Source organism: Parendozoicomonas sp. 2304DJ65-17 (assembly GCF_058148445.1).
In genome coordinates, this window is record NZ_JBYVJV010000001.1 from 229530 (window position 1) to 253971 (window position 24442).

The 24442-nt window shown below is 46.0% G+C and carries 22 protein-coding genes; 11 read left to right on the top strand and 11 right to left on the bottom strand.

The features are described from left to right. Positions 1–216 precede the first annotated feature (216 nt). Positions 217–783 carry a sugar O-acetyltransferase gene (locus ACY2RR_RS01040; RefSeq protein ID WP_490106271.1) on the top strand — a complete coding sequence of 189 codons (567 nt, stop codon included), beginning with the start codon at positions 217–219 and terminating at the stop codon, positions 781–783. On the opposite strand, the gene ACY2RR_RS01045 is transcribed toward ACY2RR_RS01040, so the two are convergent. The 4 genes from ACY2RR_RS01045 to ACY2RR_RS01060 all read right to left on the bottom strand — a co-directional run bounded on the left by ACY2RR_RS01045 (position 780) and on the right by ACY2RR_RS01060 (position 6474). After that, positions 780–2990 carry an SET domain-containing protein-lysine N-methyltransferase gene (locus ACY2RR_RS01045; RefSeq protein ID WP_490106272.1) on the bottom strand — a complete coding sequence of 737 codons (2211 nt, stop codon included), beginning with the start codon at positions 2988–2990 and terminating at the stop codon, positions 780–782. The genes ACY2RR_RS01040 and ACY2RR_RS01045 overlap by 4 nt on opposite strands. 93 nt (positions 2991–3083) lie before the next feature. Then, positions 3084–4322, bottom strand: a complete 1239-nt coding sequence (locus ACY2RR_RS01050; protein ID WP_490106273.1) for an NADH:flavin oxidoreductase/NADH oxidase family protein — start codon at positions 4320–4322, stop codon at positions 3084–3086. 82 nt (positions 4323–4404) lie between these two features. Then, positions 4405–5001 (bottom strand): TetR/AcrR family transcriptional regulator, encoded by a 597-nt coding sequence (locus ACY2RR_RS01055; RefSeq protein WP_490106274.1) that lies wholly within the window; start codon positions 4999–5001, stop codon positions 4405–4407. An 84-nt stretch (positions 5002–5085) separates the two neighbouring features. Then, the gene (locus ACY2RR_RS01060) at positions 5086–6474 is read right to left on the bottom strand and encodes a hypothetical protein (protein ID WP_490106275.1); all 1389 of its coding nucleotides are present in this window, start codon (positions 6472–6474) and stop codon (positions 5086–5088) included. A 183-nt stretch (positions 6475–6657) separates the two neighbouring features. Between ACY2RR_RS01060 and ACY2RR_RS01065 the strand changes: the two genes are divergently transcribed. Beyond that, a complete protein-coding gene (locus tag ACY2RR_RS01065) occupies positions 6658–7203 on the top strand; it encodes a TIGR00645 family protein (RefSeq protein WP_490106276.1) in 546 nt (181 codons plus the stop codon). A gap of 62 nt (positions 7204–7265) precedes the next feature. On the opposite strand, the gene ACY2RR_RS01070 is transcribed toward ACY2RR_RS01065, so the two are convergent. Next, complete coding sequence (locus ACY2RR_RS01070) at positions 7266–7988, bottom strand: SDR family oxidoreductase (RefSeq protein ID WP_490106277.1); 723 nt, start codon at positions 7986–7988, stop codon at positions 7266–7268. A gap of 154 nt (positions 7989–8142) precedes the next feature. On the opposite strand from ACY2RR_RS01070, the gene ACY2RR_RS01075 reads away from it, so the two are divergent. The 3 genes from ACY2RR_RS01075 (at position 8143) to ACY2RR_RS01085 (ending at position 10626) form a co-directional block, all read left to right on the top strand. Then, positions 8143–8976 (top strand): LysR family transcriptional regulator, encoded by an 834-nt coding sequence (locus ACY2RR_RS01075; RefSeq protein WP_490106278.1) that lies wholly within the window; start codon positions 8143–8145, stop codon positions 8974–8976. A gap of 110 nt (positions 8977–9086) precedes the next feature. Further along, on the top strand, positions 9087–9980 hold the full coding sequence (locus ACY2RR_RS01080; RefSeq protein ID WP_490106279.1) for a glycerophosphodiester phosphodiesterase family protein: 894 nt from the start codon (positions 9087–9089) through the stop codon (positions 9978–9980). 109 nt (positions 9981–10089) lie between these two features. Next, the gene (locus ACY2RR_RS01085) at positions 10090–10626 is read left to right on the top strand and encodes an FxLYD domain-containing protein (RefSeq protein WP_490106280.1); all 537 of its coding nucleotides are present in this window, start codon (positions 10090–10092) and stop codon (positions 10624–10626) included. Between the two features lie 94 nt (positions 10627–10720). Here the strand turns inward: ACY2RR_RS01085 and folD are convergent, their stop codons facing one another. The 4 genes from folD to ACY2RR_RS01105 form a co-directional block, all read right to left on the bottom strand. Then, entirely contained in the window at positions 10721–11620 is a 900-nt protein-coding gene (gene folD / locus ACY2RR_RS01090) for a bifunctional methylenetetrahydrofolate dehydrogenase/methenyltetrahydrofolate cyclohydrolase FolD (protein ID WP_490106281.1), read from the bottom strand. A gap of 177 nt (positions 11621–11797) precedes the next feature. Further along, positions 11798–12211: a hypothetical protein gene (locus tag ACY2RR_RS01095; protein ID WP_490106282.1), complete on the bottom strand. Its 414-nt coding sequence runs from the start codon at positions 12209–12211 to the stop codon at positions 11798–11800. 77 nt (positions 12212–12288) lie between these two features. Further along, the gene (locus ACY2RR_RS01100; RefSeq protein WP_490106283.1) at positions 12289–12597 is read right to left on the bottom strand and encodes an ArsR/SmtB family transcription factor; all 309 of its coding nucleotides are present in this window, start codon (positions 12595–12597) and stop codon (positions 12289–12291) included. A 12-nt stretch (positions 12598–12609) separates the two neighbouring features. Beyond that, on the bottom strand, positions 12610–13065 hold the full coding sequence (locus ACY2RR_RS01105; protein WP_490106284.1) for an OsmC family protein: 456 nt from the start codon (positions 13063–13065) through the stop codon (positions 12610–12612). Between the two features lie 140 nt (positions 13066–13205). On the opposite strand from ACY2RR_RS01105, the gene ACY2RR_RS01110 reads away from it, so the two are divergent. After that, on the top strand, positions 13206–13766 hold the full coding sequence (locus tag ACY2RR_RS01110) for a Cif family virulence factor (protein ID WP_490106285.1): 561 nt from the start codon (positions 13206–13208) through the stop codon (positions 13764–13766). A 3-nt stretch (positions 13767–13769) separates the two neighbouring features. Here the strand turns inward: ACY2RR_RS01110 and fliB are convergent, their stop codons facing one another. Continuing rightward, positions 13770–15005, bottom strand: a complete 1236-nt coding sequence (fliB, locus tag ACY2RR_RS01115) for a flagellin lysine-N-methylase (RefSeq protein WP_490106286.1) — start codon at positions 15003–15005, stop codon at positions 13770–13772. Positions 15006–15122: 117 nt separating this feature from the next. Between fliB and ACY2RR_RS01120 the strand changes: the two genes are divergently transcribed. The 4 genes from ACY2RR_RS01120 to ACY2RR_RS01135 are packed head-to-tail and all read left to right on the top strand — an operon-like array spanning position 15123 to position 20035. Next, positions 15123–17675: an efflux RND transporter permease subunit gene (locus tag ACY2RR_RS01120; RefSeq protein ID WP_490106287.1), complete on the top strand. Its 2553-nt coding sequence runs from the start codon at positions 15123–15125 to the stop codon at positions 17673–17675. Further along, complete coding sequence (locus ACY2RR_RS01125) at positions 17672–18460, top strand: outer membrane lipoprotein-sorting protein (RefSeq protein ID WP_490106288.1); 789 nt, start codon at positions 17672–17674, stop codon at positions 18458–18460. Before ACY2RR_RS01120 ends, ACY2RR_RS01125 begins: the two co-directional genes overlap by 4 nt. A gap of 24 nt (positions 18461–18484) precedes the next feature. Continuing rightward, on the top strand, positions 18485–19771 hold the full coding sequence (locus ACY2RR_RS01130; RefSeq protein WP_490106289.1) for a hypothetical protein: 1287 nt from the start codon (positions 18485–18487) through the stop codon (positions 19769–19771). Positions 19772–19825: 54 nt separating this feature from the next. Continuing rightward, the gene (locus ACY2RR_RS01135; RefSeq protein ID WP_490106290.1) at positions 19826–20035 is read left to right on the top strand and encodes a YgaP family membrane protein; all 210 of its coding nucleotides are present in this window, start codon (positions 19826–19828) and stop codon (positions 20033–20035) included. A gap of 88 nt (positions 20036–20123) precedes the next feature. Here the strand turns inward: ACY2RR_RS01135 and ACY2RR_RS01140 are convergent, their stop codons facing one another. Beyond that, positions 20124–22838: a protein-arginine deiminase family protein gene (locus ACY2RR_RS01140; RefSeq protein ID WP_490106291.1), complete on the bottom strand. Its 2715-nt coding sequence runs from the start codon at positions 22836–22838 to the stop codon at positions 20124–20126. A 699-nt stretch (positions 22839–23537) separates the two neighbouring features. Here ACY2RR_RS01140 and ACY2RR_RS01145 point away from each other — a divergent pair. Next, positions 23538–24383, top strand: coding sequence for a hypothetical protein (locus ACY2RR_RS01145; RefSeq protein ID WP_490106292.1), 846 nt, complete (start codon positions 23538–23540; stop codon positions 24381–24383). Positions 24384–24442: the final 59 nt, after the last annotated feature.

Genomic DNA, 24442 nt, shown 5'->3' on the forward strand with positions numbered 1-24442 from the left:
TCATCTTGATAAGTGAAACACCATCATAGACGGTTGAGATAACGCTTGCACCCAGCATTACCGAGGGTAGCCGCCTAACTTCACTTATCAGAACCGCAACATTTTCAAAATATATGCTGCAACCGAATTCTTCAGGGAAAGTTACGTATGGTTTAAATAAACCCAGCGTTTTACAAAAACAGATTAATTATGAATGCGATATTTCATTGAGAAGAGATGTTAGAACTTAGCAATAGAGAAAAAAGCCTGATTAGTGGAATGCTGTACAACCCTGAAGCAGATGGGTTACCTGAAGACAGAACATCGGCAAAGAAACTCTGTCATCAAATCAATACAAATTTTGATAACACTGAAAAGAACCTTCTTATTCAGAAGCTCTTCTCAAAAGCAGATGAAACCACACAGTTACATGGCAATTTTTGCTGTGATTATGGATACAACATTGAAGTCGGCAAAAACTTTTACATGAACTTTAATGGGGTCATTCTGGATGGTGGAAAAGTTACCATCGGCGATGACGTGATGATTGGCCCCAATGTCACTATCTGCACAGCAGGTCATCCAATAGACGCAAAAACTCGCGGTACCAATGAAGAATTCGCCAAGCCCATAACTATCGGCAACCAGGTCTGGATCGGAGCAAACGCACTAATCCTTCCTGGCGTAAACATTGGAGATAGAGCCGTTGTTGGTGGAGGGAGTGTTGTCACTAAAGATATTCCTGCCGACACTGTTGTTGCAGGCTCACCCGCTAAAGTCATAAAAGAAAATATCAATGGCTAGGCTTTGTTGGTACTAGGCTCTGGTGGTGAAGGGTGGTTATAAGGATTGTCTTTCAACCACTGCTCATTCTGATGCCAGTAAAGTTCAAAATCATGCCTTACCCAGCTCTCACAATCGGGAGCTAACTTATTTTTCTTCACCACTCTTAAACGATTCTGCAACTTGGTGTTATCAAACACTCCATCACTGTCTGGTCTAATACAATTGAAAATATATTCCCGTTTCATTCTCTCTGAGTAGCCCGGAGAAATTCCATCAATTCTTTGTTGAAGCTCAGGAGTTTGTATACGCCCTAAAAAACCACCAGCGGCTCCCGGACTTTTCCCCTTGGCAATAATTGACAGAGTCCACTCATCTCGTCTGCGCGCCCAGGCCTCCATTTTTTGTTTCTGCTCAAGCGAACCGTATTTATGAATGTAATAACGGTAGTCATCAACATTACGCCCCAGCTCTTCACCCTCTACACATAATGGAATAGAAAACTTTCTGAAAGTCCGGGGAAGTTCATCGGCAATAAATTTCAGTTTTTCTTCTGAAGTATCGGTAGTACAGCAGTCAATCATGGATTCAATAAAACAACAGATTACCCGCTGATCTCCAGCTTTAAGAAAAGCCATCAGCACCTGCCACCCCTGACTTTTGCACTTGGTTTTTGTTTCCTGATAATAAGCTTCCAGGCATTTTTTCAGTGAGGCGTTATCCAAACTGTCAAAGCAACCATGGGCGCGGTAAAGAGCTATCAAATCCTCATTTTCCCACACCTTACTACCAGTGATAGGGTTGAGTATTTCATAACGGCTCAGCTCATTAACAAGATGAGAATTCCAGTCTCCCTGATCAAACAAATAACACAGAAATTCAGTAATCACTTCTGGCTCGCTCTGCTTAGCGATCCAGGTGAGAGGCATAAGGGATAACCTCAAATCACCCACCAGGTAACCTTTATCAAAAAGGTACTGATAGATTTTATCCAGACTGTTCCATTTACGGCCTGCCATATCCCCTTCACAAATCATCATAATTTTCGATAAGGAATCCCGCGCAAAGCCATAGCGAAATAGCAGCGAAAGAAAATATCCATCCAGAGCAATATTATTCTCTCGTCCCCCAGCTGTCTGGCTGCATAAGTTAGCCTGCCTGCGCAGTTCTGATGCAGCATCCCGTTCCCCCTGCATACTGCGCAGGGTCAACGCCCTGATATCCTCTGGTAGTGTTTCAATCAAATCATGTTTGGTCTTAGCCTCTGGGGCACTAGCGGCAGCAGCCGGTAAAGCGGGTCGTCTTTTGTGTCTAACTACTCGGTTTCCTACTATTCGTACTTTGTTGTATAAGGCCGCCAGAATATTTTTGCCAACAAGCTCGAACCTGATAGGCTCTGTTCGTGGTTGGCCTTTGTAATTGAAGCTGAGTTCCTTACCCACTCCAATATCGTCATCCGCAACAACAACTATCAGAAAAGAATCATTACCCACTTTCGCCGAGTCCAGGGAGAGATCCCTGAGGGCATAACAGGAGCTACTCAAATGATCATTGTCTGCAACTGTTAGCATGCGGGTATTAGGCGTTTCTGAATGGTTGATGCTGCGTAGATTATTACCGCCCTGTTTACCATCCAAACCTAATTCAATGCCTGTACGAAAGATTGTCGCGCCAGACCATGCCGTATGAGCGTCGGAGGATATAAACCTGGGAATGCCATCGTACTCCTGCCAAAGGAGACAGGGTTTTTCCAGATTATTTGTTACCGCTCTGGGAAGAGATTTCTGCCAGCTGGCAGGAAGGTTTCGCCTTCGAATCAGTTGCCCTTTGTAAAAGCCGATGATCTCTCCTTTATCAAAAGGGCGGGTTGTAAAAGCCCCTAGCTCAATTGTTCCATCCTTCGGTTTGGGAACAATGCCAGACTCCCTTTCGTCCACTCTTGTATCTGTTTGAATTCTTCCTGAAAGAAATTTGAGGTGTTCATAACTATCATCTTCAGAAAAATAGATTCGATCCAAAATATGGAGAGCCTTAGGACGGTCAGTATAAATGGATGAGGTGGCTCCCGGAGCGGCGGCTTCTCCGATATATATAAGAGGATTGCCACTCGCAGTGCAGACTTTCTTGGAAAAAGCTTCTACAGCTTCAGATTCTTCCTCAGGAGAAGCTTCCCGAATTCTTTTGCCGGGCAACGGAGCAGGTGGGTTTGCGGGAAGCCTCGATGCCATAACCGCCTCAGTATTCCTGTGGAGACAAGTAAACTGAGACTATCTGGATTCGAGGCTGTTCCCAAAAAGCTTTATAGCTGTCTAACTGTGTGGTTAGGCACGGCGCTTCTTCATCGCATGCTTGCCCATACCCATAAGGCTGAACCAGACCGTGCTCCAGGCAGAAAGGTTAGCTTTTGGTTTTCTGCCTTCAGACATAAAATGTATCTGCTGTTCATACCACACCAAGCCCAGTACAAACATCTGATCAATGCCCTTAAAGCCGGTGCTAGGGTCCTTCAGTTCAATCTTATAGCTGGGGTTATTAATGGCTTTATTTGGAAGATCCGGTTCAAAAGCCAATGGTCGGGCGATACCGATCATATCGGTTGCACCGGAATCCAAAGCTTCCTGCATACCTGCTGAACTGCGGAAACCGCCTGTTACTACCAGCGGTGTATCCACCAGCTTACGAACCTGTTCAGCATAAGAGAGGAAATAAGCTTCGCGGCGAACAGTGCTTTCCTTTACGCCTTTAGTAGAACCCATCATGGATGGATTTTCGTAAGAACCGCCGGAGATTTCTATCAAATCAATTCCCGCATCAGACAGTGCTTTCACAACCTGCATGGATTCTTCTTCGGTAAAGCCACCTTTCATAAAGTCTGCAGAGTTCAGCTTGATGGCTACCGGGAAGTCATCACCCACCTGCTCACGAATAGCCTTGTAAACTTCCAGAACAAAGCGCATGCGGTTTTCCATAGAACCGCCCCATTTATCAGTGCGCTGGTTATGGCGGGCAGAGTTGAACTGGCTCACCAGATAGCCGTGAGCACCATGAATTTGCACTCCGGTAAATCCGGATTCTTTGGCAAGCCTTGCGGCTGTGGCAAAACGTTTAATAATAGCGAGGATTTCTTCTTCAGTAAGAGCTCTTGGCGTTTTGAAAGCTTTCTCCAGCCCACCACCAAGAGGAATAGCTGAAGGCGCGACAGGTTCTTTACTCAACAATGCAGGGCTTTGCTTGCCTGGATGATTCAATTGTGCCCAGAAATGAGTACCTTCAGCTGTTGCCGCGCTTGCCCAACGACGGAAAGATTCCAGATCACTACGTTCATCCAGCACAACATTCTTGGGCTCTCCAAGAGCACTGCGATCAATCATGATATTGCCGGAAATATTTAAACCAACACCACCTTCAGCCCAGCGGCGATAAACTGTTGCCAGCCCGGGAAGAGGATTGTGGTCTTTATCGCCCAGCTGTTCACTCATAGCCGATTTGAAAAAGCGATTCCTGATCGTGGCACCATTCTTCAGTGTCAGGGGCGTGTTCAGGGTTGTCTTAGTCATCATTCACACCTTCTTACTAGACCGGTCGTCTTGTTATTTGTTGCAAAATAACCGGGCATAGCCCGGCGTTATAAATCTTTAAATGTCAGGGTTTAAACAGTCTGTCCAGAGTCAGCTCCAGACTGTCTTCAAGAATTGTTGTTGAACCATGCAGCTGCATTCTTAACAGGGCACCTTCCCATTGATTCCAGAACAGATCAGTGAGTGTTTCAGGTGTCATATCATTTCTAATCTCACCCAGCTCCTGCCCCTGTTTAAGGAGTGCAGAAAAGCGGCCATGCCACTGTTGATACATGTTACACATAACATTGCGACAGAGTTCGCTGCTCGATGCTATCTCAGCTGCCATATTGCCCATCAGACACCCTCTGCGGCAGTTGGCGTCTTTCAAATGGGTAATCATATTGCGATAGGCAAAACGGATAACCTGCACTGGAGAACCGGTATGGTTATCAATCACCATATCGAACATCTTCAACAGGTTACCCATATAGAATTCAATAATTTCTGCTGCGTAGGCTTCTTTACTCGGGAAGTAATTATAAAAGGAGCCTTTGGGTACACCGGCAGCATCCAGGATCTGTTTCAGTCCTGTGCCGTTGTATCCATTCACCGACAACAGCTCAACACCTAACTCAAGGAGTTCCTGTCGTGTACTTTCGCTTCGTCTCGGTCTTGCCATAAATTCGTATCTGACCAGTCGTCTTGAAATAACTCTACAGCGATTCCTCACAGCTGGGAAGCCTTAATTTCAAGACAAAGAATTTTATACCATACGATTAAACGGCTTTTCCGTATTAGGCTTGGTGAGCATAGGTTCAACTCCATCTAAAACGACACAACCCGCATGCAGATGGTAGGGAGTCATATCTTTTGGCCAATCATCAAAATAATGAATTTTGCGAACCAAAGATCGTGTAAACCACCGGTGATCGGGAACCGGCTTTAGAGGGTTGACGGGAATATCCTCATGATATTGCTCAAACGATATTCTGTTTCCAGCTTTTAACACCGCAGGCTGGATAACAATCTGCTTTAACAAGCACCGCTCAGCAGAGATCACTTCCTGTTTCTGTTCAAATTTTGTGTCGACTTTTTTAAGAGTATTTGCATGCAATATATCATGACAAAAAAAACTAAAGCGATGCCATAAACTGCTGTCGTGAAATGCCCATCTGGCTGCAATAAGCCCCCCCGGAACAATATTATATCGGGCACGGCCAATAAAAAATTCATCTGTCAGAGACTCAAAACTCGGCCATATCAATCGTTTTTCAAAGCATTCCCTTTTATACGATTCTCTCATAATCGTCATGTATTCAGTGTCTTCAAATGCCTCCGCATGTGCACCTTCCGTCCGAAATTCAGCAGCTATAGCCTCTGCATCATCAAACCAACGATTATGATTGGCTGAGTTGATCCTTCTTAATACTGCTTTTGTTTTCTCCTGCCGGGATGAGTCGTCCAAACCCATATCATATTCATCCATCAGCACCATATAGTGAATACAAAAAGCATGGACCTGCCAGTAGGGCAGCGCCTGATTTGTATCTAAAAAATCCTGAAGCTGCGTATGGAAAGCCATTAATTCTTCAGCTGCGTAACAATCCTTTTGACTGGCTTCGAAACAAATCACCTCCTGAATATTTTCAATGGCTATACGAAATTCTTCACAACAAAACCTGTCTGCCCCTCCCTCTAAAAAAGAACGATCCAGCTCCATTGCTCTTTCCGATAGCTCCGGAGCATTGAGTGACTGTAAAAGCTCATCTTTTTTCAAACGCAGTGTTTTGTAACGGCTCTGACTGGTGTCAAAATCTAACTGTGTGATGCCACTTGCGGCTAACTTAGCGTCAAGGGCACGCCCGTAAGCTTCTGATAATGGCCTTCCTTCAACGTAGTAGTCTTCATCCCAAGCCTGGTGTGGACTATTACCAGTGTCATGGTCATTAAACCATTTAAGGTAGGAAGGCAGAGGTTGTTGTTTACTAAGCACTTTCTGTATTTCTGCCCGCAAAGCTTTGACTGTTCTGGGCGGGCAAAAGTGAACAGGGCAACGTTTCTTCCCTGTGCATCGTTTCTTTCCGGTATGCAGTGTTGCAGGTCGCCCCAAACCAACAGCCGCACCTTCACCAAGGTCTACTTTTCGCGGCATATTATTCCTGCCCAATTGAATGTATAGAATCGCGAGTTAGACAAAGGCGGGAGCAGGTTGATCTCTCGCAGTAACCACTAAGGCAGCAATACAAACAAGGCCGGCTGATGAAAGTCTTGATTTACCTTACGGCAATGGTTAATTTTCAGGCAATCTTCCCATGAGGTAAAAACTGGTCAGGATATGGAAAGAATCGTTGAGCGTTTGATGTACTCGGCAAGATGGCTCTTGGCACCAATGTATCTTGGGCTGGCTTTGGTTTTAGTTTCTCTGGTTATTGAGTTTTTCCAGAGCGTGGCTTACCTGCTCATCAATATAATTGCCTTGGAAGAAAGTGAAGTTATCCTCAAGGTTCTGTCACTGATTGATGTTTCGCTCGTGGCAGGCCTGATTGTTATGGTGATGTATTCCGGCTATGAGAACTTTGTGTCCAAGCTGGATATCGATGAGGGCACAGAAAAACTCAGCTGGCTGGGCAAGATGGACACCAGCTCCCTGAAAGCAAAAGTTGCTGCTTCTATCGTCGCAATTTCATCCATTCAGCTACTGAAAGTGTTTATGGACGCCCAGAATGTTCCCAACGACAAGCTGATGTGGAATGTCATTATGCATCTGACCTTTGTCGCCTCAGCATTTTTTATGGGATTGCTGGATTGCAAAACAAAGTCCAGAAGGATGCCACAAGAAGAAAATCTCTACCCCGATAAATCTCCCAAAGACTCTCAATAAAAAGAAGGGAGACCATATCCTTATGGTCTCCCTTCTTCACACACAATTTTTACTGCAACAGATCAAGGCTGCTGGCGAGTCGCGCTGATTACCAGCTCACGGATGCAGACATTCTGGGGCATCTGGTAAACAAAGCTGATGCTGTCAGCGATATCCTTCGGAGCAATTGCACCGCCAATAGAAGTTTTCCAGTCTTCGTAGCCGGAAATCACTTCATCAGAGGTGGTGTGACCCAGCAGTTCAGTTTCAACAGCACCTGGAGCGATGGTTACAACACGAACGCTGTCGTCAGCAACTTCTTCACGCAGGGTTTCGCTCAGGCCGTGAACACCAAACTTGGTGCCACAGTAAGCCATGTGAGCAGGGAAGCCCTTGATGCCAGCAACGGAGCTGATATTGACAATGGTGCCGTGCTTACGCTCACGCATACCACCGATAACAGCGTGAATACCGTACAACATACCTTTCAGGTTTACGTCGATCATGTTGTCCCACTCAGCAGTGTCCTGCTCGTGGGCAGCACCCAGCTGCATCAGGCCAGCGTTGTTTACCAGGCAGTCTACCGGGCCGTAAACTTCTTCAGCTTCACGAATAGCAGCAACCAGCTCATCACGCTTGGTTACGTCAACCTTGCGGCACATGGTGTTTGGCAGGTTCAGTGCTTCCAGACGATCCAGACGACGGGCAACCAGCAGCAGAGGGTGGCCAGCTGCACTGAATTGACGGGCAACTTCTTCACCAATACCAGAACTTGCGCCAGTAATAACAACCAAAGGCTTGGACATTTTCATTGCTCCTGTAAACTTCAGCAAAGATGTTTCACATTTGATGGCGCGGAGTCTACGCAGAGTAGACCACAGCCAGAAATACCATTTTGCTATCCCCCCTATAAGCCCACGTTATAGCCTGCCAACAGGCGCGTTTAACAAGGAGTCACTCTTGGATCTGAAGCTGTTAAGACAGTTTGTTGCCGTCTATGAAGAGAAAAGCATGACCCGGGCAGCCAATCGCTGCCATATATCCCAACCCGCTCTCTCTAACTCCATTCGCCATTTGGAAGAAGACCTTGGCCGGGTATTGTTTAACCGTACCAGCCAGGGCACACAGCCAACCCGAGAGGCAGAACAGCTTTACCCTGTCGCCCTGCGTAGTCTGAAAGATTTCGATCAAATCAGTGATCTGTTCAGCGCTCCTGAATCAGCATCACCATTAACTCTTGGTGTTATGCCGGAGCTTCCTCAAAGAGAAGTCGCCAAGGTTTACAAAACCATTCGGGAACTGCTACCACAAAATCCGCTGAACCTGGTGCATTACACGGAACCTTGTGACGCCAGAATCATCCTGGATGTTATGAAGGATGAAGATGAAATGTTTCATACCTTATGGGATGAACAATACAAATTTGTTACCCACAAAGATCACCCACTGGCACAGAAACAAACAGTTGAAACCAAAGACCTTGATGGCCAGACTTTTATTGTCTGTCCTCCCTGCGAGTCCCATCAGCGAACTCTTGGGTTATTAGGACAAATGGGGTTAAGCCCGGCTTTAACACTCAGTGCCGTGAGTAAAGACATGGTGCGCCAGCTGTTACTGGCTAACGCCGGAGTATCCTTTCTGCCTGAGTTTATGAGTAGTGAATGGCAAGAACTGGTTACCCGACCTTTTGATGGCCCAACTTTGGGCAGAACGGCAGGGCTGGCATGGACCAGTGGGCGCATGCCTTCCCCAGAATTGAAAACTCTTCTGGATGCGATCATTAGTCAGTCGTAACAGAAAGCCCACACATGTGGGCTTTCCATTTATTTTGAAATAACTTTGTCGTGTACTTCTGTTAACATCCCAACCTTCAAGAAAAACAACAAACTATCCAAGAATTACTTATGTGGAAAAAACTCGCAGTACTGTTTGTTCTCAGCTTGGCTGTTCTTTACTTTATTCCCCCAGTAAATTCTGTTGCTGATCACTCTTATTATCAACCCAGTGATGCCATCAGTGTCATTTCTCACCGAGGTGGCCGAGGTTTGAAACCTGAAAATACGGTCCCTGCAGCAATAAACACTTTTCAGATGAACGCCGTTATTGAGCTGGATGTGCATGCCAGTAAAGATGGCCACCTGGTGGTTATACATGACGATACACTGGATAGAACCACCAACGGCAAGGGACCGGTTAAAGGAAAGCCTTTGGCAGGGCTAAAACAACTGGATGCAGGTTTTCGTTTCGACCCAACTGAAGATGAATCCTTCCCTTATCGCAATACCGGCATCACCATTCCCACTCTGCAGGAAATGATTGATGCTACTCCGGGGGCTCGCTATGTCATGGAAATCAAACAGTTTACCCCCAGCATCACCAGCGAATTCTGTGCAACGTTGCAGAACAATAACCTTGAAGACAGGGTAATTGTGGGCTCTTTTAAGGATGAAGCATTAGCAGAGTTCAGAACCTTATGCCCAAATGTTGCAACGTCTATGTCCCCTAATGAGGTCACTCTTTTTGTATTGGCACAAAAGCTTGGACTGTCTCATCTAGTACCCGTACATGCTGAAGCCATGCAGGTTCCAGTTGAAAGCTCTGGCTTAACAATCCTGACACCATCTTTTATTGAAGATGCCCAGAGCCGTGGTCTGAAAATTGAAGTGTGGACTATTAACGATCAACAGGAGATGGCTGAGCTCGTTGAAGCGGGCGTGGATGGAATCATCACGGATTATCCAGACCGTTTATTGCAGTTGTTAAGCCCTGTGAACGACGGGCTTGCACACTCAGAGTAAAGCTATCAAAAAACAAATATAAATCAGGTCGATTTGCACTGCCGCAAGTAGTCTAAGCGCTTGCCTTCAAAACGCAGGCGCTACTAACAAAACCATCAATGGAGTCAGTATGGAAAATTTAACAATATGGAAAACAATTAAAATTGGTTTTTTCTTAGGGGTAGGCTTATTGATACCTCTCTTTCTTGCACAGTTCGCAGTGACAGGCGTTTCAATCTTTGCCCTCACAGAAAGCTTCAGTAGTTATACCGATACTGAAGATTATGAGCATGAAGAAAGTAGCTATGAAGAAGATAGCTATGAAGAAGATAGCTATGAAGAGCCTGACACGTCATACAGCAGCTATAACCAAAGCTATACAGACAAGATTGTAATCAATCATTACGACTCGACTATGCAGGGAAACCAGCTTTTAATTCAAGGAAACCTTACGAATAAGGCCGATATTGAAATAGATACCCTCGAAATCGAAGCTGAGTTATTTGATGAGACTGGTAAGTTTGTTTACGAATGTTCCGAGTATATGTCCAACAAACTGGCACCTGAAGCAAGCGAGAACTTCCAGATTAAGTGCGGGTGCAGTAAAAACGGCCTTCCAGAACACAGCTCCTTCCAGCTGCGTGTAGTAAAAGCTTCAAGCTACTGAACATTTTTCCACTCGATAGAATTTTAACCAACGTCTGAATAAAAAAAGCCCGAAGCAAAAACTTCGGGCTTTTTTTATTGGATGACCAGAAAGTTTACTTAGAACCTTCCAGATGCCACCAGGCTGACTTCACAGTGTTTTTCATCAGCATGGTAATAGTCATTGGGCCAACACCGCCGGGTACCGGAGTAATTTTTCCAGCGACCTTGCAGGCTTCTTCGTAGTCTACGTCACCACTCAGAATAGCTTTGCCAGTCTCTTCGTTAACACCTACACGGTTAACACCCACATCAATAACGGTTGCGCCTTTTTTGATCCACTCGGGCTTAACCAGGCCTGGAACACCAGCTGCCACAATCAGGATATCTGCGCGCTTGCAATGAGAAGCCAGATCCTGAGTACGGGTATGCACCATAGTGACAGTGCTGTTCGCGCCTGGACCTTTCTGACCCATCATTACGGAAATTGGCTTACCAACAATATTGGAACGACCAACAACCACGACTTCGGCTCCAGATGTTTCAGTGCCGGAGCGAACAATCATTTCCTGAATACCGGCTGGAGTACAAGGCAGATAACGTACCTGATCACCACCAATGACCATCTTGCCCAGGTTTACCGGGTGGAAACCGTCAACATCTTTATCTGGGTTAATAGCATTGATCACTGCATCTTCATTAATGTGCTTAGGCAGTGGCAGCTGAACCAGAATGCCGTGAATTTCTGGGTCGTTGTTGTACTTTTCAATCAGAGCCAGCAAGTCTTCTTCAGAAATATCTTCTGGCTGGTTGTCCTGAACTTCATGGAAGCCCAGATTAAGAGCAGTTTTTACTTTCAGGGTTACATAGCTAACAGAGGCAGGGTTCTCACCAACAAGAATGGTTACCAGGCCCGGGCCTTTACCAAACTTTTCCTTCATTTCTACAACTTCGCGCTCCAGTTCAGCAAGGATTTCCTTGCGCATCTGGGTACCGCTGATGATTTCTGCACTCATTGGCTCACTCTCCCATGAAGGTCAAAAAGACAAAGCAGCCCCAGTCCTGTCCCCTCAGGCGCTGCTCATTTATGGTTTGGGCACAAGTTTGCCACGCTATGCAGGCAAGTACAGGTTTTGTGAGTTTATAGTGAACTTTTTTTGGGTTCTGTGCCTTGAAAAATCAGTTCAAACTGATCACTGCTTCAGCTCGATTCGATACGCTTTGTAGGGTTTGGTATCTATATTCTCAACGCTATGCAAACCTTCCGGCTCCAGCCATTGCGGCTTTTGATGCTGCTTTCCATCTGTAGGCTTGGTGATAAACAGAACATCACCGTTTTCATCGTAATATTTAATCTGGGCGGGCTTATCAACAATCATTACGCTAGTGGCTCTATGGGTATGAACAGGCTCTTTTGCCCCTGGTTCAATAATTACCCTTAAAACCCTGACTTCATCATTTTCCAGTAAAACCTTATGGGAATCTGGGGCAGCGACAATAGCGTCTAATGATTCTGGATGCCCCCACTCCTCAATATTCGCCGCCAAACCCCATACTGGCAATATTGCCAGAACCCAAAAGATCACCTGCCTGTTTATGATGCCCATAAATATCCCCCGCTAAATCAATCGAATTGAGGATAGCAGGGATAACCCTAATGAAAGTGTGGTATTGAAACCGAGTGTTAACAGAACTCCCCATGCAGGAATTCAATTAACCGGGCAGCCTCCGGGCTGGCAAGGGAGTAATAAATCATCTGGGAATCGCGGCGGGTTTTCACCAGACCGTCCTGACGCAGCTTGGCAAGATGTTGGGACAATGCAGACTGACTGAGGTCGAACCGTTCATTCAATTCGGTTACAGACATTTCCCCTCTACCGAGATGACAAAGAATCAGCAAACGGTTCTCGTTACTGATCATTTTTAACAGGGGAACCACATTACGGGCTTTAGCCCGCATGGTATGAATATCGATATCGACCTTTTCAGCCATATGCACTCTGCTTTACGCGATAACTGTTTGCTCCACAGCAGTGTGCTCAACTACAGAGGTTTTGGCAATATTGTCGTGTACCGGGCAACGAGCACAGACCGCGTCCAGAAAAGCCTGCTTCTCCTGAACAGTCATATCCGCGTCAATCTCGGCACTTACGTTAAAGCTCTGGAAACCCACACGATCATCTGTGGGCTTGCCTGCCAACCCAGCAGTGTTCAGCCCAGCCTCAACGGTGACTGACATTCCGCGTAAATCAATCTTCTGCTGCTTTGCCATAATGCGCCCGATGCTGGCAACACACCCGCCCAGAGAGAACAGGAAGTATTCCAGTGGTGTTGGTCCCTCATCATGACCACCCGCCACTTTTGGCTGATCGATCACAGCTTGGTGATTACCCAACTGAGCATCGATCCGAAAACCTTCACCCATCTCAGAAGTCACAGAAATCGTTTTATTAACAGACATAAATCACCTCTTCTGATATCACGCTCAAACAAACATTAGAAAAACCTAATACAAACATTAGATCATACTAATAAATAAAAAGTAACAACTTTGACTAGGCTAACGACAGTGATGAAAACAGGTATACAAGCATGCAGGTCATGACAAAATTCATAGTCACCGCCTCCCTATTGTGGGCAACACATGGCGTTTATGCAGAAGAGTTTCAGTTGTCCGCGGAAAGGAAAGATAGTCTCTCAGCAGCTTTAAGCGATACAGACAGGCTGGCAATAGAAGCTGTGATTTCGCGCCAAAACGAAGGCTTTCAACAGCATGATGCAACCTTGGTCACAGAGAATGTCGCCAACAACAGCAACTTTGTAAACCAGTCTGGGCGGCTGTACTGGGGAAAAGAGAAAAACCTGGAACGCCATAGGAAGGTGTTTTCTCCCCAGGCTGGTGAACATTTACTGGCCAGCGTTTCGTTGTCATCAAAGCTGGTGAAATGGTCAGTCTACGGCAACCCGGCTCATACCGTTATTGTGGTCACACGTTACCAGTTTTCAAACCATAACCCAAAGCTCACCCTTGCTGAATATGATCCACAGAAACCTACAACGGGGTTGTTTACAACGGTATTAAGTCAGTCTGATACAGACAAAGGGTGGCAAATTATCAGCATGCAGAACACGCCAACGTTGCCTTCACAGCTGAACGAATAGTATTCAGGAAACCTCTGGTATTTCCTCTCGGGATTGCTCCAGCTTAAGCAATCCCATCATCTGCATCGGGTGACCAATTCCCGACACTCCCAGATAAGTCAACAGTTTTTCAAGGAATGGAGGGTGGTGGTCAAACCCACGGGAAAGTGCATGAACAACGCTCACCAACAGTTTTTCACAATCGTTTTCTGAACTGAGTACTGAAAGGTAAGAACGAATAATGCTGTATTGCAGCAGGAAGCCTGAATATTTCTGCATCAGTTCACTATCCGATAGATGGCAAATATCGGAAGAGTAGATCCAGTGTTTAAAGAAGTTAGTGAAGGCATAACCGTAAGTTTCACACATGGGCTTATAGCTTTTCTGGTAGCCCGTAGTGATGACCTGAAACAAATCCACATTACCATCAACCGCATAATCCCGGTTCAGAATATCCACAAACTGCTGATGAATATCAGCCAGTACGCTGTTGATTTTCCAGAACGAAGGCGCCATCAACAAATGTTTCAAAACTTCAGCCTGAACAATCAAACCTTCGGGCAGGTTATTGTACATTTTTGAGAAGGTGCCACTCTGGTTCATAGCACCAAAAGCACTGAATACCTGCTCAGGGTTTTCTCCGGCTTGCTGGCTGGTCGCAACAAAGTTGAACAATAAACCTAAGCGGAATAACTGCTCATCAGGGGAAAGCCCCTCTTCTGAAACTACCGTAAGGGCTGTTTCACGAAACTTCTGAAAATAAGGCGGTGGCCCTTCCATAACCGATGTGGGAGTAAAATCTGTCGCAATCAACTGATCTTCCTGCATATCCATTGCGGCAGGATCAAGAAGAATCAGGCGGGCAGCTTCAGGGCAGGAAATAGAGAGGCTTGGCTCATAACTGTCAGGCATTTGGGTCAACCTGCGTGGGTAAGTCTTGCAGGTTTCCGACAATAACTCCTCTCCCAGCCGGTCATGAATATCGCACAGGCCATCACTCTCACGATACGCTGGGCACCAGCCCTTATCCGACAAAGTCATCCGGCGATAATCCATTTCTGTTGGTTCATCGGGAATGGTTATCTCATTTTTCACCAGCTCGGCGAGCTTTCGGTCATCATGTTTCTCATACGCCTGCCAGGTTTTTTTATCTAAAGAAATGCACCAATCATGGCAGCAGTTGTTCTCACACTCTGCACCAATGCAGGAGAACTTTCGGTAAAAACGGGGAAATAAAACAGCTTTAGCTGAAGCATCCATGTTTCAGACTCTGGTTATGATTTTTTGAGTCTAGCGGCACTTTTTCATTCACGCCCATTGAATATTAGATAATGCTAATTTAATATTTATTAAAACATTAGAAAATACTAATAAAAGATGTCATCACTTATTATCAATTGTCTGCTTCATTTAAGCCTGAATCGTCCTCGCACGGTATATGCAATCACATTACTTCTGGTATTAGCCTGTACCGCGATGATTCCTTTCCTGACCATTGATACTGACCCGGAAAATATGCTGCGGGAAGATGATCCGGCCCGGGCATTCCACAACCGGGTAAAACAGCAATTCTCCATGTATGACATGATTGTGGTTGGTGTGGTGAATCAATCAGCACAGGGGATCTTCAATCCGCAATCCCTGAAAAACCTGCAGCAGCTCTCGGAAAACATTCTCACTCTAGAAGAAGTAAAGCCCCGAGAGCTGATGGCCCTGAATACGGTAGACAACATCACCCAGAACAGTGATGGCTCGATTCGTTTTCAATGGCTGATGCAGGATGCGCCTGTCACCCAGCAACTTTCTGATGAGTTAAAGACTTCTGTTAACCGCCTACCTTTACTTGCCAATACACTGGTTTCCGGCGATGGCAAAGCGGCGGCTATTTACGTGCCCGTGGACTCCAAAGATCAGAGTTACCGCATTGCTGAACAGATTCGCGACCAGACAGCTCAGCTTGATGGATCAGACCAGTTCCACATTACCGGCCTGCCCGTTGCGGAAGATCAGTTTGGCGTAGAGATGTTTATCCAGATGGGCATCGCTGCCCCTTTGGCTGGCTTGGCGATATTCCTGTTGATGTGGTTTTTCTTCCGCAGTGTGCCGCTGGTGACCGGGCCGATGATTGTGGCTATGTCTACGGTGATGATCACTATGGGGTTGTTGATTGGTATGGGTTTTACCGTTCATATCATGTCATCCATGATCGCCATCTTTTTAATGCCCATAGCGGTGGTAGACTCCACCCATATTCTCTCGGAGTTTGCTGATCGATTCCGCCCAGGCAAAGACCCAAAGGTTGTGCTTCAACAGGTTATGGGGCACCTGTTTACCCCCATGCTTTATACATCTATCACCTCCGCAGTTGGCTTCCTTTCATTGATGCTGACGCCGGTTCCTCCAGTAAGAATCTTCGGTGCCTTTATTGGCTTTGGTATTTTCCTGGCATTTCTGCTGACGATTATTTTTATTCCGGCTTATATCTCCCGTATGAAACCAGCTGCTCTTGCTTCTATGCAGGACGCTCTTCACAAGTCAGAAAAGCATGGTCGTTTAAATCGCTGGCTACCCACGCTCGGGCGGATAACAATCAATAACAGGCTGGTTGTCTTAGTTATGTTTACAGTGCTCTTTGCCGTGAGCGCTGTTGGCATCAGCAAAATCCAGATTAATGATAATCCGGTGAACTGGTTTAAGGCTGATCATGAGATTCGAGTTGCCGATAAGGTTTTGAATAATCACTTTGCCGGTACTTATGATGCCTGGCTGGTGCTGGAAAGCTCTGCTGACAATCAGGCCCAGTCTTTTATTGCTCAGGCTGAAACCCTTGCCGACTTGGCCGCCGAAGAAAATGTTAATCTCAAGACTTATTTCGCAACGGATTCTATTGAGAATTTCTCAAACTATCTCGATCAACTGGCTATCAACCTTGATGACCAACTGTTTGATGCCAGCAAAGAAGAAGCCAAATGGCTGGAACAACTTCTGCAACTGACTGAAGCCACTCAGGAAAAATCCCGCACTTCCCAAAAGCCTGAAACTCTTCTGTGGATTTCTGATCTGCAGGATCACCTTCTCGAAAGCGGTTTGATAGGCAAGGTTAACGCCCTTCCCGACGTTGTACGTACGGTTTACCGGGAATTAAACAGTGGAGAGGAGAAAGACTTCCGCCTGCCAGAAACTGCCAATGGCGTAGCACAGGCACTTTTACAGTATCAGTCTTCCCACAGGCCTCAGGACCTCTGGCACTTTGTAACGCCCGACTATCAAAACAGCCTTGTATGGTTGCAGATGACCAGTGGCGATAATCAACATATGAGCAGCGTCGTTCAACTGGTGGACGACTATGTAAAGGCAAATCCTTTGCCAGAAGGGCTGACTTATAACTGGGCAGGAAAAGCTTACCTGAATGTTGTTTGGCAGGATGCCATGGTCAGCGGCATGCTCGACAGTCTTTTATCATCCTTCCTTGTCGTGTTTCTGATGATGGTGGCGTTGTTCCGCTCCCTGAAGTACGGTCTGCTGGCTATGTTGCCGCTGACCTTTACCATCACCTTTATTTACGGGCTGATTGGCTGGATTGGCAAAGATTACGATATGCCAATAGCAGTGCTTTCTGCCCTGACTCTTGGCCTGTCTGTCGACTTTGCCATTCACTTCCTGCAAAGATTCCGGGAGCTGCGTAAACACAACTCTGTTACCCACTCTCTGGCAGAAATGTTTGAAGAGCCGGGCCGGGCCATTTCCCGCAACGCCATTGTTATCGCCATTGGTTTTACACCGCTGCTGCTGGCGCCGCTGGTGCCCTATATCACCGTTGGTATTTTCCTGGCCAGCATTATGGCGGCCTCCGCCCTCGTCACTTTGATGCTGCTGCCTGCCCTGCTTGGCAAGCATGTCACCGGACAGAACTTAAGGAGCCCACAATGATAAAAAGCATTTCCTTACTCGCTGCATTTTTACTGTTTTCGGCAACGACTTTTGCTGCGGATCTCACCGATGCCAATGCCATTGTTCGCAAAGCTAATCTTGCTTCCTACTACGCTGGCAATGATGGACGCGCGGAAGCGCGGATGAAAATCACTGATGCACAAGGTCGTCAGCAACTTCGCCAGTTCACCATTCTAAGAAAGAGTGTTGAGGCAGGTGGCGTTCAAAACCTGATGGTGTTTTTCAGTCGCCCCAGTGATGTGCGCGGCACAGTGTTCCGGGTTATCCGCAACCCGGGTGCCGATGATGATCGCTGGCTTTATCTGCCGGGGCTTGATTTGGTTAAACGCATTTCAGCCGGTGATAAACGGACATCATTCGTGGGATCAGACTTTCTTTATGAGGATGTGTCCGGCCGTGATCCAGCCGCAGACAACCACAAGCTTTTAGAAACCACAGCAGAATATTATGTACTGGAAAGCACTCCAGTCGATGCAAAAACCGTTGAGTTCTCAAGTTATAAAAGCTGGATAAGCAAACAAACCCTGCTGCCCATGAAAGTGGAATACACCAATAAACAGGGCAAAGTTTACCGGCATATGGAAGTACAAAAGATCGGCTCAATTCAAGGACATCCCACTGTACTTCAAGCGCAAATCAGCGATCTGGAACGGGGCAGTTCAACGCTGATGCAGATGCGCGGTGTTCGTTATGACATTGGCATTCCGGATACTGTTTTCAGCGAACGCAGTTTACGGACACCGCCTAGGCAGTGGCTAAAATAAATAGCTGCCCTGAGAAATAGCGCTATGAATATCCTAATAAAAATAATGCCCGCTATGGCTTTCCTCCTATTCACCCAACCAACGCTGGCGCAGGATGAATGGAATGAAAACTGGGGAGAGGAAGAATGGGGCGAACCGGCTACTCAGCAACCGTGGCAGTTAAGCGGCTTTGCTGAAGCGGCCTATGGCACAAGACTCCACAACAATTCCGCAATCAGTCGAAACACAACGCTTGGTGATTTTCGTGGGCAACTTGATTTTGATTACACCACCGACATGTTTACCTTTAATCTCACCGGTGATGCTTTGTACGACGAAATACTGAAAAACAGTGAGTGGCAAACCCGTGAATTGTCACTGTCTTTCAGTCCTGCTGGAAATATGGATATCAAGCTTGGCCGACAGGTACTGACCTGGGGAACAGGTGATTACCTGTTTTTGAATGACCTGTTTCCCAAAGACTGGCAATCATTCTTTTCCGGCCGTGATGACGAATATCTGAAAGCGCCTTCTGACAGTTTCAAAACCAGCATATTTTTTGGTACCAACTCCAGCCTTGATATTGTCTGGACGCCACGATTCACGCCCGATGAAAGCATTAACGGTGATCGTTTTTCCTACTTTTCACCTTTAACGGGAAAAGCCTCTTCAAACCCTATTCATCCAGATAAAGCTTCTGGTGATACCTGGGCCACACGACTGTCCACAACCCATAACAGTGTTGAGTACGCACTCTATGCAAACAGTGGTTACTGGCCGGTGCCAATGGGCACCAACCATCAGGGACAACCTTATTATCCAAAGCTCAACACACTAGGTGGTAGCCTGCGCTCCCCATTGGGAAAAGGCCTGCTGAATATGGAAGTTGCGTGGTATGACAGCAAAGACGACAGTTCCGGCAATAATCCCAACATTCCCAACTCACAGCTACGCTGGCTGACTGGGTACGAGCAGGAAGTAGCAGCCAACACCACTGTATCGGTTCAGTATTATCTGGAATGGACTCAGGACTATAACCGCCTGAAAGAGAACTCCCCTTTCCCAAAGTATGAACAGAAAGAGAAATGCCAGCTACTGACTGTTCGACTGACCCATTTAGCCATGCAGCAAAAGCTGACCTGGTCTCTATTCGGTTTCTGGTCGCCTACCGATAAGGATGCCTACCTGAAACCCTCGATCACCTACCGGGCAACTGACAACTGGAGTTTTACCACAGGGCTTAATCTGCTTCTGGGAAAAAACAATTATTCCTTTTTCGGGCAACATGAAGATAACAGCAATGCATGGGCCAGAGTGCGGTACAGCTTTTAGGCTCAAACATTCATTAATACGTAAGTTCAATAAAAACGAGAGTGGAGAATAACAATGACTGTAGAACGCGCCGTTTTCGCCTTTGCCGGAGTGATGGTTATGGTTTCACTAGCCCTGACTCATTACGTACATCCAGGATTTGTATGGCTGACTCTGTTTGTAGGAGCCAACCTATTTCAGTTTTCGTTTAGTGGTTTTTGTCCTGCGGCGATTCTGTTTAAAAAGCTGGGAATGAGATATGAACGCGAAACAAGCCAAGCTTGAGCAACATATTTAATAAAGCGGCTTGAGCTGTTTATTTCAACAACAAACAGCTCAGGCGTTTTACACGTTAAGTTTTCAGCAATCCCTGTTACTTATCAGATAACCACCAGGGCGTGTCTTTATTCGCTTCGAACTCAACATTGGTACCGCAGTGGATACCACCACCGCCGTTACCAGCGAAGTAGCTCTTCCTGATACCTTCAAAGTGGATGTTATAACCAAGGCCAGACAAGGCTTCTCTTGCTGCTTCCTTGAATGAATCCACACCATTAACCTTGGGAGACTCAGGGTCTGGCACATACAGGTCGGTTCCCACTAACTGCATATTAATGACATTCGGGTAATAGGAGCTACCACCGCTGGTATACAGCACAGGAACATCGATAAAGTCCTCATCAGCCAGACCAATTTCCTGCTTAAACACATCTTTAATCTTATTGATGATGTGTTCCTGAATCGCCAGGTTGTTTTCTGTGCCACGATCGCTGATCTTCAGCGCTTTTTCAGGAGAGGCAATAGCAACCACCCATGGTCTCTCACCGGGTGCTGGGTTGGGTTTTGGCAGGAACTTGAACATTTCATCGATATGTCCAACTGTCAGCCATGCAGAAGGCAGAACAATGGGAGGTCCCTGAACGCCCTGAGCTTCAATAAAGCCAGCCAGACTCTTACTAACTTCACGGTGTTTTCTGCCATCCCCACTAACGGGGACATCGTAGCCAATGCTGCCTCCCATAACGACACGTCCCAGTGGATAAGACACACCGTTGTGAGTATAGGGAGGTATCACTTCTATATTACCTCCAGCAGAGAACTTGCCACCCTGAGAGGGTGAAAAATCAATCATGCCGCTGTCAGCATCCAGGAAGTTGAACCAGGGGCTAAAACCACTGGGCACTTTGGTATGTACCTGAGTTGTTGCCAGACCACCTTTGGAAGGTCTCTGAATATACCCAAACTGCCCCGAGTCCTGTGCCCATAGGGAGTCACGTGCACGCTCCATTTGAATAGGTACATCCAGGTTTTCAGCAATCATATTATTCAGGGAAGTTGTGCTATCAAACTTTGCATCATCAGAAACAAAGATACGACGAGGCTCATTCAAAACATGAGAATAAAGAATAGGTGCTCCACGAAGAGCGACCTCATCCTGAGAGATGACTTTGGAACCTCTGATCACGTTCAGGGCAATCTGTACATTACCATCAAACCCAGCATGACGACCTAACAAACTGTCCACATAAAAAGTGAAATCATCCTTCAGCATATCCGGAGAAAGCCTCAGCTTGAGCGTATTACCGTTTCTCTCCGCATATTCACCCAGTGACCACCACTGAGAGCGGTCAGCAATGTAGTACAGAAACTTGGGTTCCTGATCTTCTGCATCATAAAAATCACCCATGCTCGCTGCAGGCTGCTTTTGGAAATCATAAGTGATTTTCAGCTCGATAGAATCCTGTGAACGCAGGTTATCCATTCTCTTAAGAACAACCTTGGCCATATCCAAAAGATCTTGTTCGCCATTGGGTATATCATCCAGGCCATCTGCTGCACCGTCGTTATCATCATCGTCCAGATTCGGGCCAAAAACCGCACCTGACTCACGATTCCATACATCTTCGCCAAAGTTATCAACAGCGGTCAGATAGCCATCTCTATCAGCATCAGTAACGATATTGGCTATTGGTGTACTAACAGCAGAATATGGTTCCAGGGTCACGACACTGGAGAATGGTGATTCAAGATTGATATTGCTTACTGTATCCAGAGCAACTGCAGAAACCTTGTAGTTATAAGTTACCCCTGCCTGAGCTGTGGTATCGACAAAAAAGCTATCCGTTGGGTTTTCGTTGTTAACCAGCGTTGAAAATTCATCTTCGTTGCTCAGCTTACGCAGCACTTTATAACCCGTAACTGAAACCGTCTCTGCATGTTCAGCATTCTGAGCAGGGGTCTGCCAGTCCAGAACAACCTGGCCATCCAGATAGGCAACCCTTACAGAACCAGGCTCAGCAACTGATCGCTCGGCAACTGGAGGTTCTGGATTTATACCCTCATCTGGGTTTTCACCATTCCCCGGCCCTACAGGTTTTTCACCAGACGGATCTGCAGGAGGTGTTTCTGGATTCTCTGTTTCAGGCTCACCTGATGCTGGAGACGTACTGTTTTCATTACCGTCACCTGGCTGATTTACCGGAGGCTCCGGGTTTGAAGGCTTCTCTGGGGCTGACGTTTCTTTAATCGCAACCACAAGTTGTGGCACATGGTTACTTTCCATACTGGCCAGCGTCGCACCATTGCCTTTGCCATTATTTGGGTCTTCAAGAATTAATGTCAGTTGCTGGCCATCACTGCTTTTCACCAGCTTGGCAATATCAATTTCCAGCCAACTATTAGTGTTACCCGGGTTTATTGATGTAGAAACAACTCCGGCAGAAAGGTTGGCAGCTGGAGCCGAATTCCAGCTCAAAGGGCCAGACCAACCACCCTGACCCTGTATGACATTCAGGGTCAGGTTTTTATGAACCTTCTTGGCATACACTTTCAGCGTCGCCTGCTCCAGGTTCTCAATATCCATACCATCTAGATTGAAGCTCAGATACGATTTCCGGTCATAATCAATATTGTGCGAGTTCTTAACTAACAGATCAGACTGCGTTGAAAACACCTGATGACCATACTTGCCGCCACGGGTATAGCCATCATCATCAGGTTGTAATGTGACAGCACCAGCGCTTTGCACTGCAAGCGCTAGCGGTAAGAGTGCCGCTGGCTTAAACCATGAGCATTTAGATTGAGGCATATAAACATCTCCTGTTTGATTGACAGAATTCGCCAGCGAGAACAACAAAGTCCTGATTGAAGTATCTTTTCCAGCAACCAATTTTCAGTTTTCTTGATTTGAGGACACGACCCGTTTAAATGTCTGGAATAGCACTGATTTAGAACGTGGACTTGCTTATCAAATGCAGTATCAATCAAATCATTAATATAGAGACGTGAGATAGTTCACAATAAAAAGTAGTAGCAGAAAGAGTTAGCAAACCACACCAAACTGGAGTTTGGTCATTACTAGAAATAATGTGACAAAAATCACTTTTAATAAAAAAATCACTGTTATTTTTGTGAAGTTATTCGCCCTTTATAAAAAACATAATACTGTTCTTTTATTTAGATGAATCGTTTCATTTTTAATTAAGAAATATAAACCTACATAATTCCTTGATTAATTATTACCACTTCCGATAAGCCTTTAAAATCTTCACCTTTATAAAAGGCAGTTTCTAAACTTTTTAATAGCTAGTGTGATTCGTTACAAACTCTACTCAGCTCTGAAGATTCCAACAAACAGATACAAAAATATCACAAAATCACCGGCAACCTATCCAGGCTACAGCCATCTTATATGGCTCAACGTAGTATGCGGAGTCTTTATGCCTAACATAAAAAGTTACAATAACGTTTTTCACTCCCCCCCCTTACCCACGCGTTAACCCACACATTGCTTGCCATTTGTATTACATCAGGCAGTGCTGCTTTTGCTGCAGAAAGCGGAACCCCAAACCTTGATAAGGTAAAAACAATTCACAAGCATTCCGCACGCAAAAGCACGGGAAACGGTGACTTTAAGCATATACGCAAAGGGGATGCCGCAGATTATGCTGCACGATTAGGTTACGACCCTGAAAACTATGGCACCCACAGTGCTTATGCATACGACCCTGATGACCAGTCTAATTCCCGGGTACATATACCGGTTTACTACCAATATACCGCTGACGAAACCGATGACAGTGGTCGTAGCGTAGCGGGTTATATTATGTGTTTTCGTCATGCATCAGATGATTTGAGTGCCTTTAATGGCGATGGCGGCGCTGTACCCAAATCTTATTACAAGCTACCTCGCCATCCCTATTACGTGACAGCCATAATACGTGTAGCCGCTCGGGAAATTCAGCAGGATGGGCGCACGATTTATCACCCTTTGATGGATGATAATGCTCACATTGACAGAACCGACACCTGGTCAGGCCAGCAATGTAATCAATTTATAAAATCCTGCGAAGGTGCATGCTGGGCAGGTGGTGATGTAACAAGTTTATTTGGCAGTCTTGAGTGGGAATTCAAGGGAGAGTGGCCAAGAAAAGTCCCCCATGAAAGTCTTAAATCCAATGATAGTGTGAATACAGAAGAGCTAAAAAGTGAACTGCGTGAAGAGGTTGAGAAATACAGTAAAAAGAACGATCTTCCTTTGCCGGATAATGAGCATCAATACAACGATATGCTTGACGATCTAGTCGATAGAGTTATCGATAAGGCGACTAATACCGAATACGAGCCAGATTAAAACTCTAAACATCTGGTTGAACGCGTTGCCTATATCACTGAGAAATAGACAACGCATTC

Excerpts from the sequence above, each read along its gene's own strand:
- ACY2RR_RS01060 (WP_490106275.1), bottom strand. The coding sequence starts at position 6,474 with ATGCCGCGAAAAGTAGACCTTGGTGAAGGTGCGGCTGTTGGTTTGGGG.
- ACY2RR_RS01065 (WP_490106276.1), top strand. The coding sequence starts at position 6,658 with ATGGAAAGAATCGTTGAGCGTTTGATGTACTCGGCAAGATGGCTCTTG.
- folD (WP_490106281.1), bottom strand. The coding sequence starts at position 11,620 with ATGAGTGCAGAAATCATCAGCGGTACCCAGATGCGCAAGGAAATCCTT.
- ACY2RR_RS01095 (WP_490106282.1), bottom strand. The coding sequence starts at position 12,211 with ATGGGCATCATAAACAGGCAGGTGATCTTTTGGGTTCTGGCAATATTG.
- ACY2RR_RS01110 (WP_490106285.1), top strand. The coding sequence starts at position 13,206 with ATGACAAAATTCATAGTCACCGCCTCCCTATTGTGGGCAACACATGGC.
- ACY2RR_RS01055 (WP_490106274.1), bottom strand. The coding sequence starts at position 5,001 with ATGGCAAGACCGAGACGAAGCGAAAGTACACGACAGGAACTCCTTGAG.
- ACY2RR_RS01040 (WP_490106271.1), top strand. The coding sequence starts at position 217 with ATGTTAGAACTTAGCAATAGAGAAAAAAGCCTGATTAGTGGAATGCTG.
- fliB (WP_490106286.1), bottom strand. The coding sequence starts at position 15,005 with ATGGATGCTTCAGCTAAAGCTGTTTTATTTCCCCGTTTTTACCGAAAG.
- ACY2RR_RS01045 (WP_490106272.1), bottom strand. The coding sequence starts at position 2,990 with ATGGCATCGAGGCTTCCCGCAAACCCACCTGCTCCGTTGCCCGGCAAA.
- ACY2RR_RS01105 (WP_490106284.1), bottom strand. The coding sequence starts at position 13,065 with ATGTCTGTTAATAAAACGATTTCTGTGACTTCTGAGATGGGTGAAGGT.
- ACY2RR_RS01070 (WP_490106277.1), bottom strand. The coding sequence starts at position 7,988 with ATGTCCAAGCCTTTGGTTGTTATTACTGGCGCAAGTTCTGGTATTGGT.
- ACY2RR_RS01140 (WP_490106291.1), bottom strand. The coding sequence starts at position 22,838 with ATGCCTCAATCTAAATGCTCATGGTTTAAGCCAGCGGCACTCTTACCG.
- ACY2RR_RS01080 (WP_490106279.1), top strand. The coding sequence starts at position 9,087 with ATGTGGAAAAAACTCGCAGTACTGTTTGTTCTCAGCTTGGCTGTTCTT.
- ACY2RR_RS01135 (WP_490106290.1), top strand. The coding sequence starts at position 19,826 with ATGACTGTAGAACGCGCCGTTTTCGCCTTTGCCGGAGTGATGGTTATG.
- ACY2RR_RS01050 (WP_490106273.1), bottom strand. The coding sequence starts at position 4,322 with ATGATGACTAAGACAACCCTGAACACGCCCCTGACACTGAAGAATGGT.
- ACY2RR_RS01100 (WP_490106283.1), bottom strand. The coding sequence starts at position 12,597 with ATGGCTGAAAAGGTCGATATCGATATTCATACCATGCGGGCTAAAGCC.
- ACY2RR_RS01120 (WP_490106287.1), top strand. The coding sequence starts at position 15,123 with ATGTCATCACTTATTATCAATTGTCTGCTTCATTTAAGCCTGAATCGT.
- ACY2RR_RS01130 (WP_490106289.1), top strand. The coding sequence starts at position 18,485 with ATGAATATCCTAATAAAAATAATGCCCGCTATGGCTTTCCTCCTATTC.
- ACY2RR_RS01085 (WP_490106280.1), top strand. The coding sequence starts at position 10,090 with ATGGAAAATTTAACAATATGGAAAACAATTAAAATTGGTTTTTTCTTA.
- ACY2RR_RS01125 (WP_490106288.1), top strand. The coding sequence starts at position 17,672 with ATGATAAAAAGCATTTCCTTACTCGCTGCATTTTTACTGTTTTCGGCA.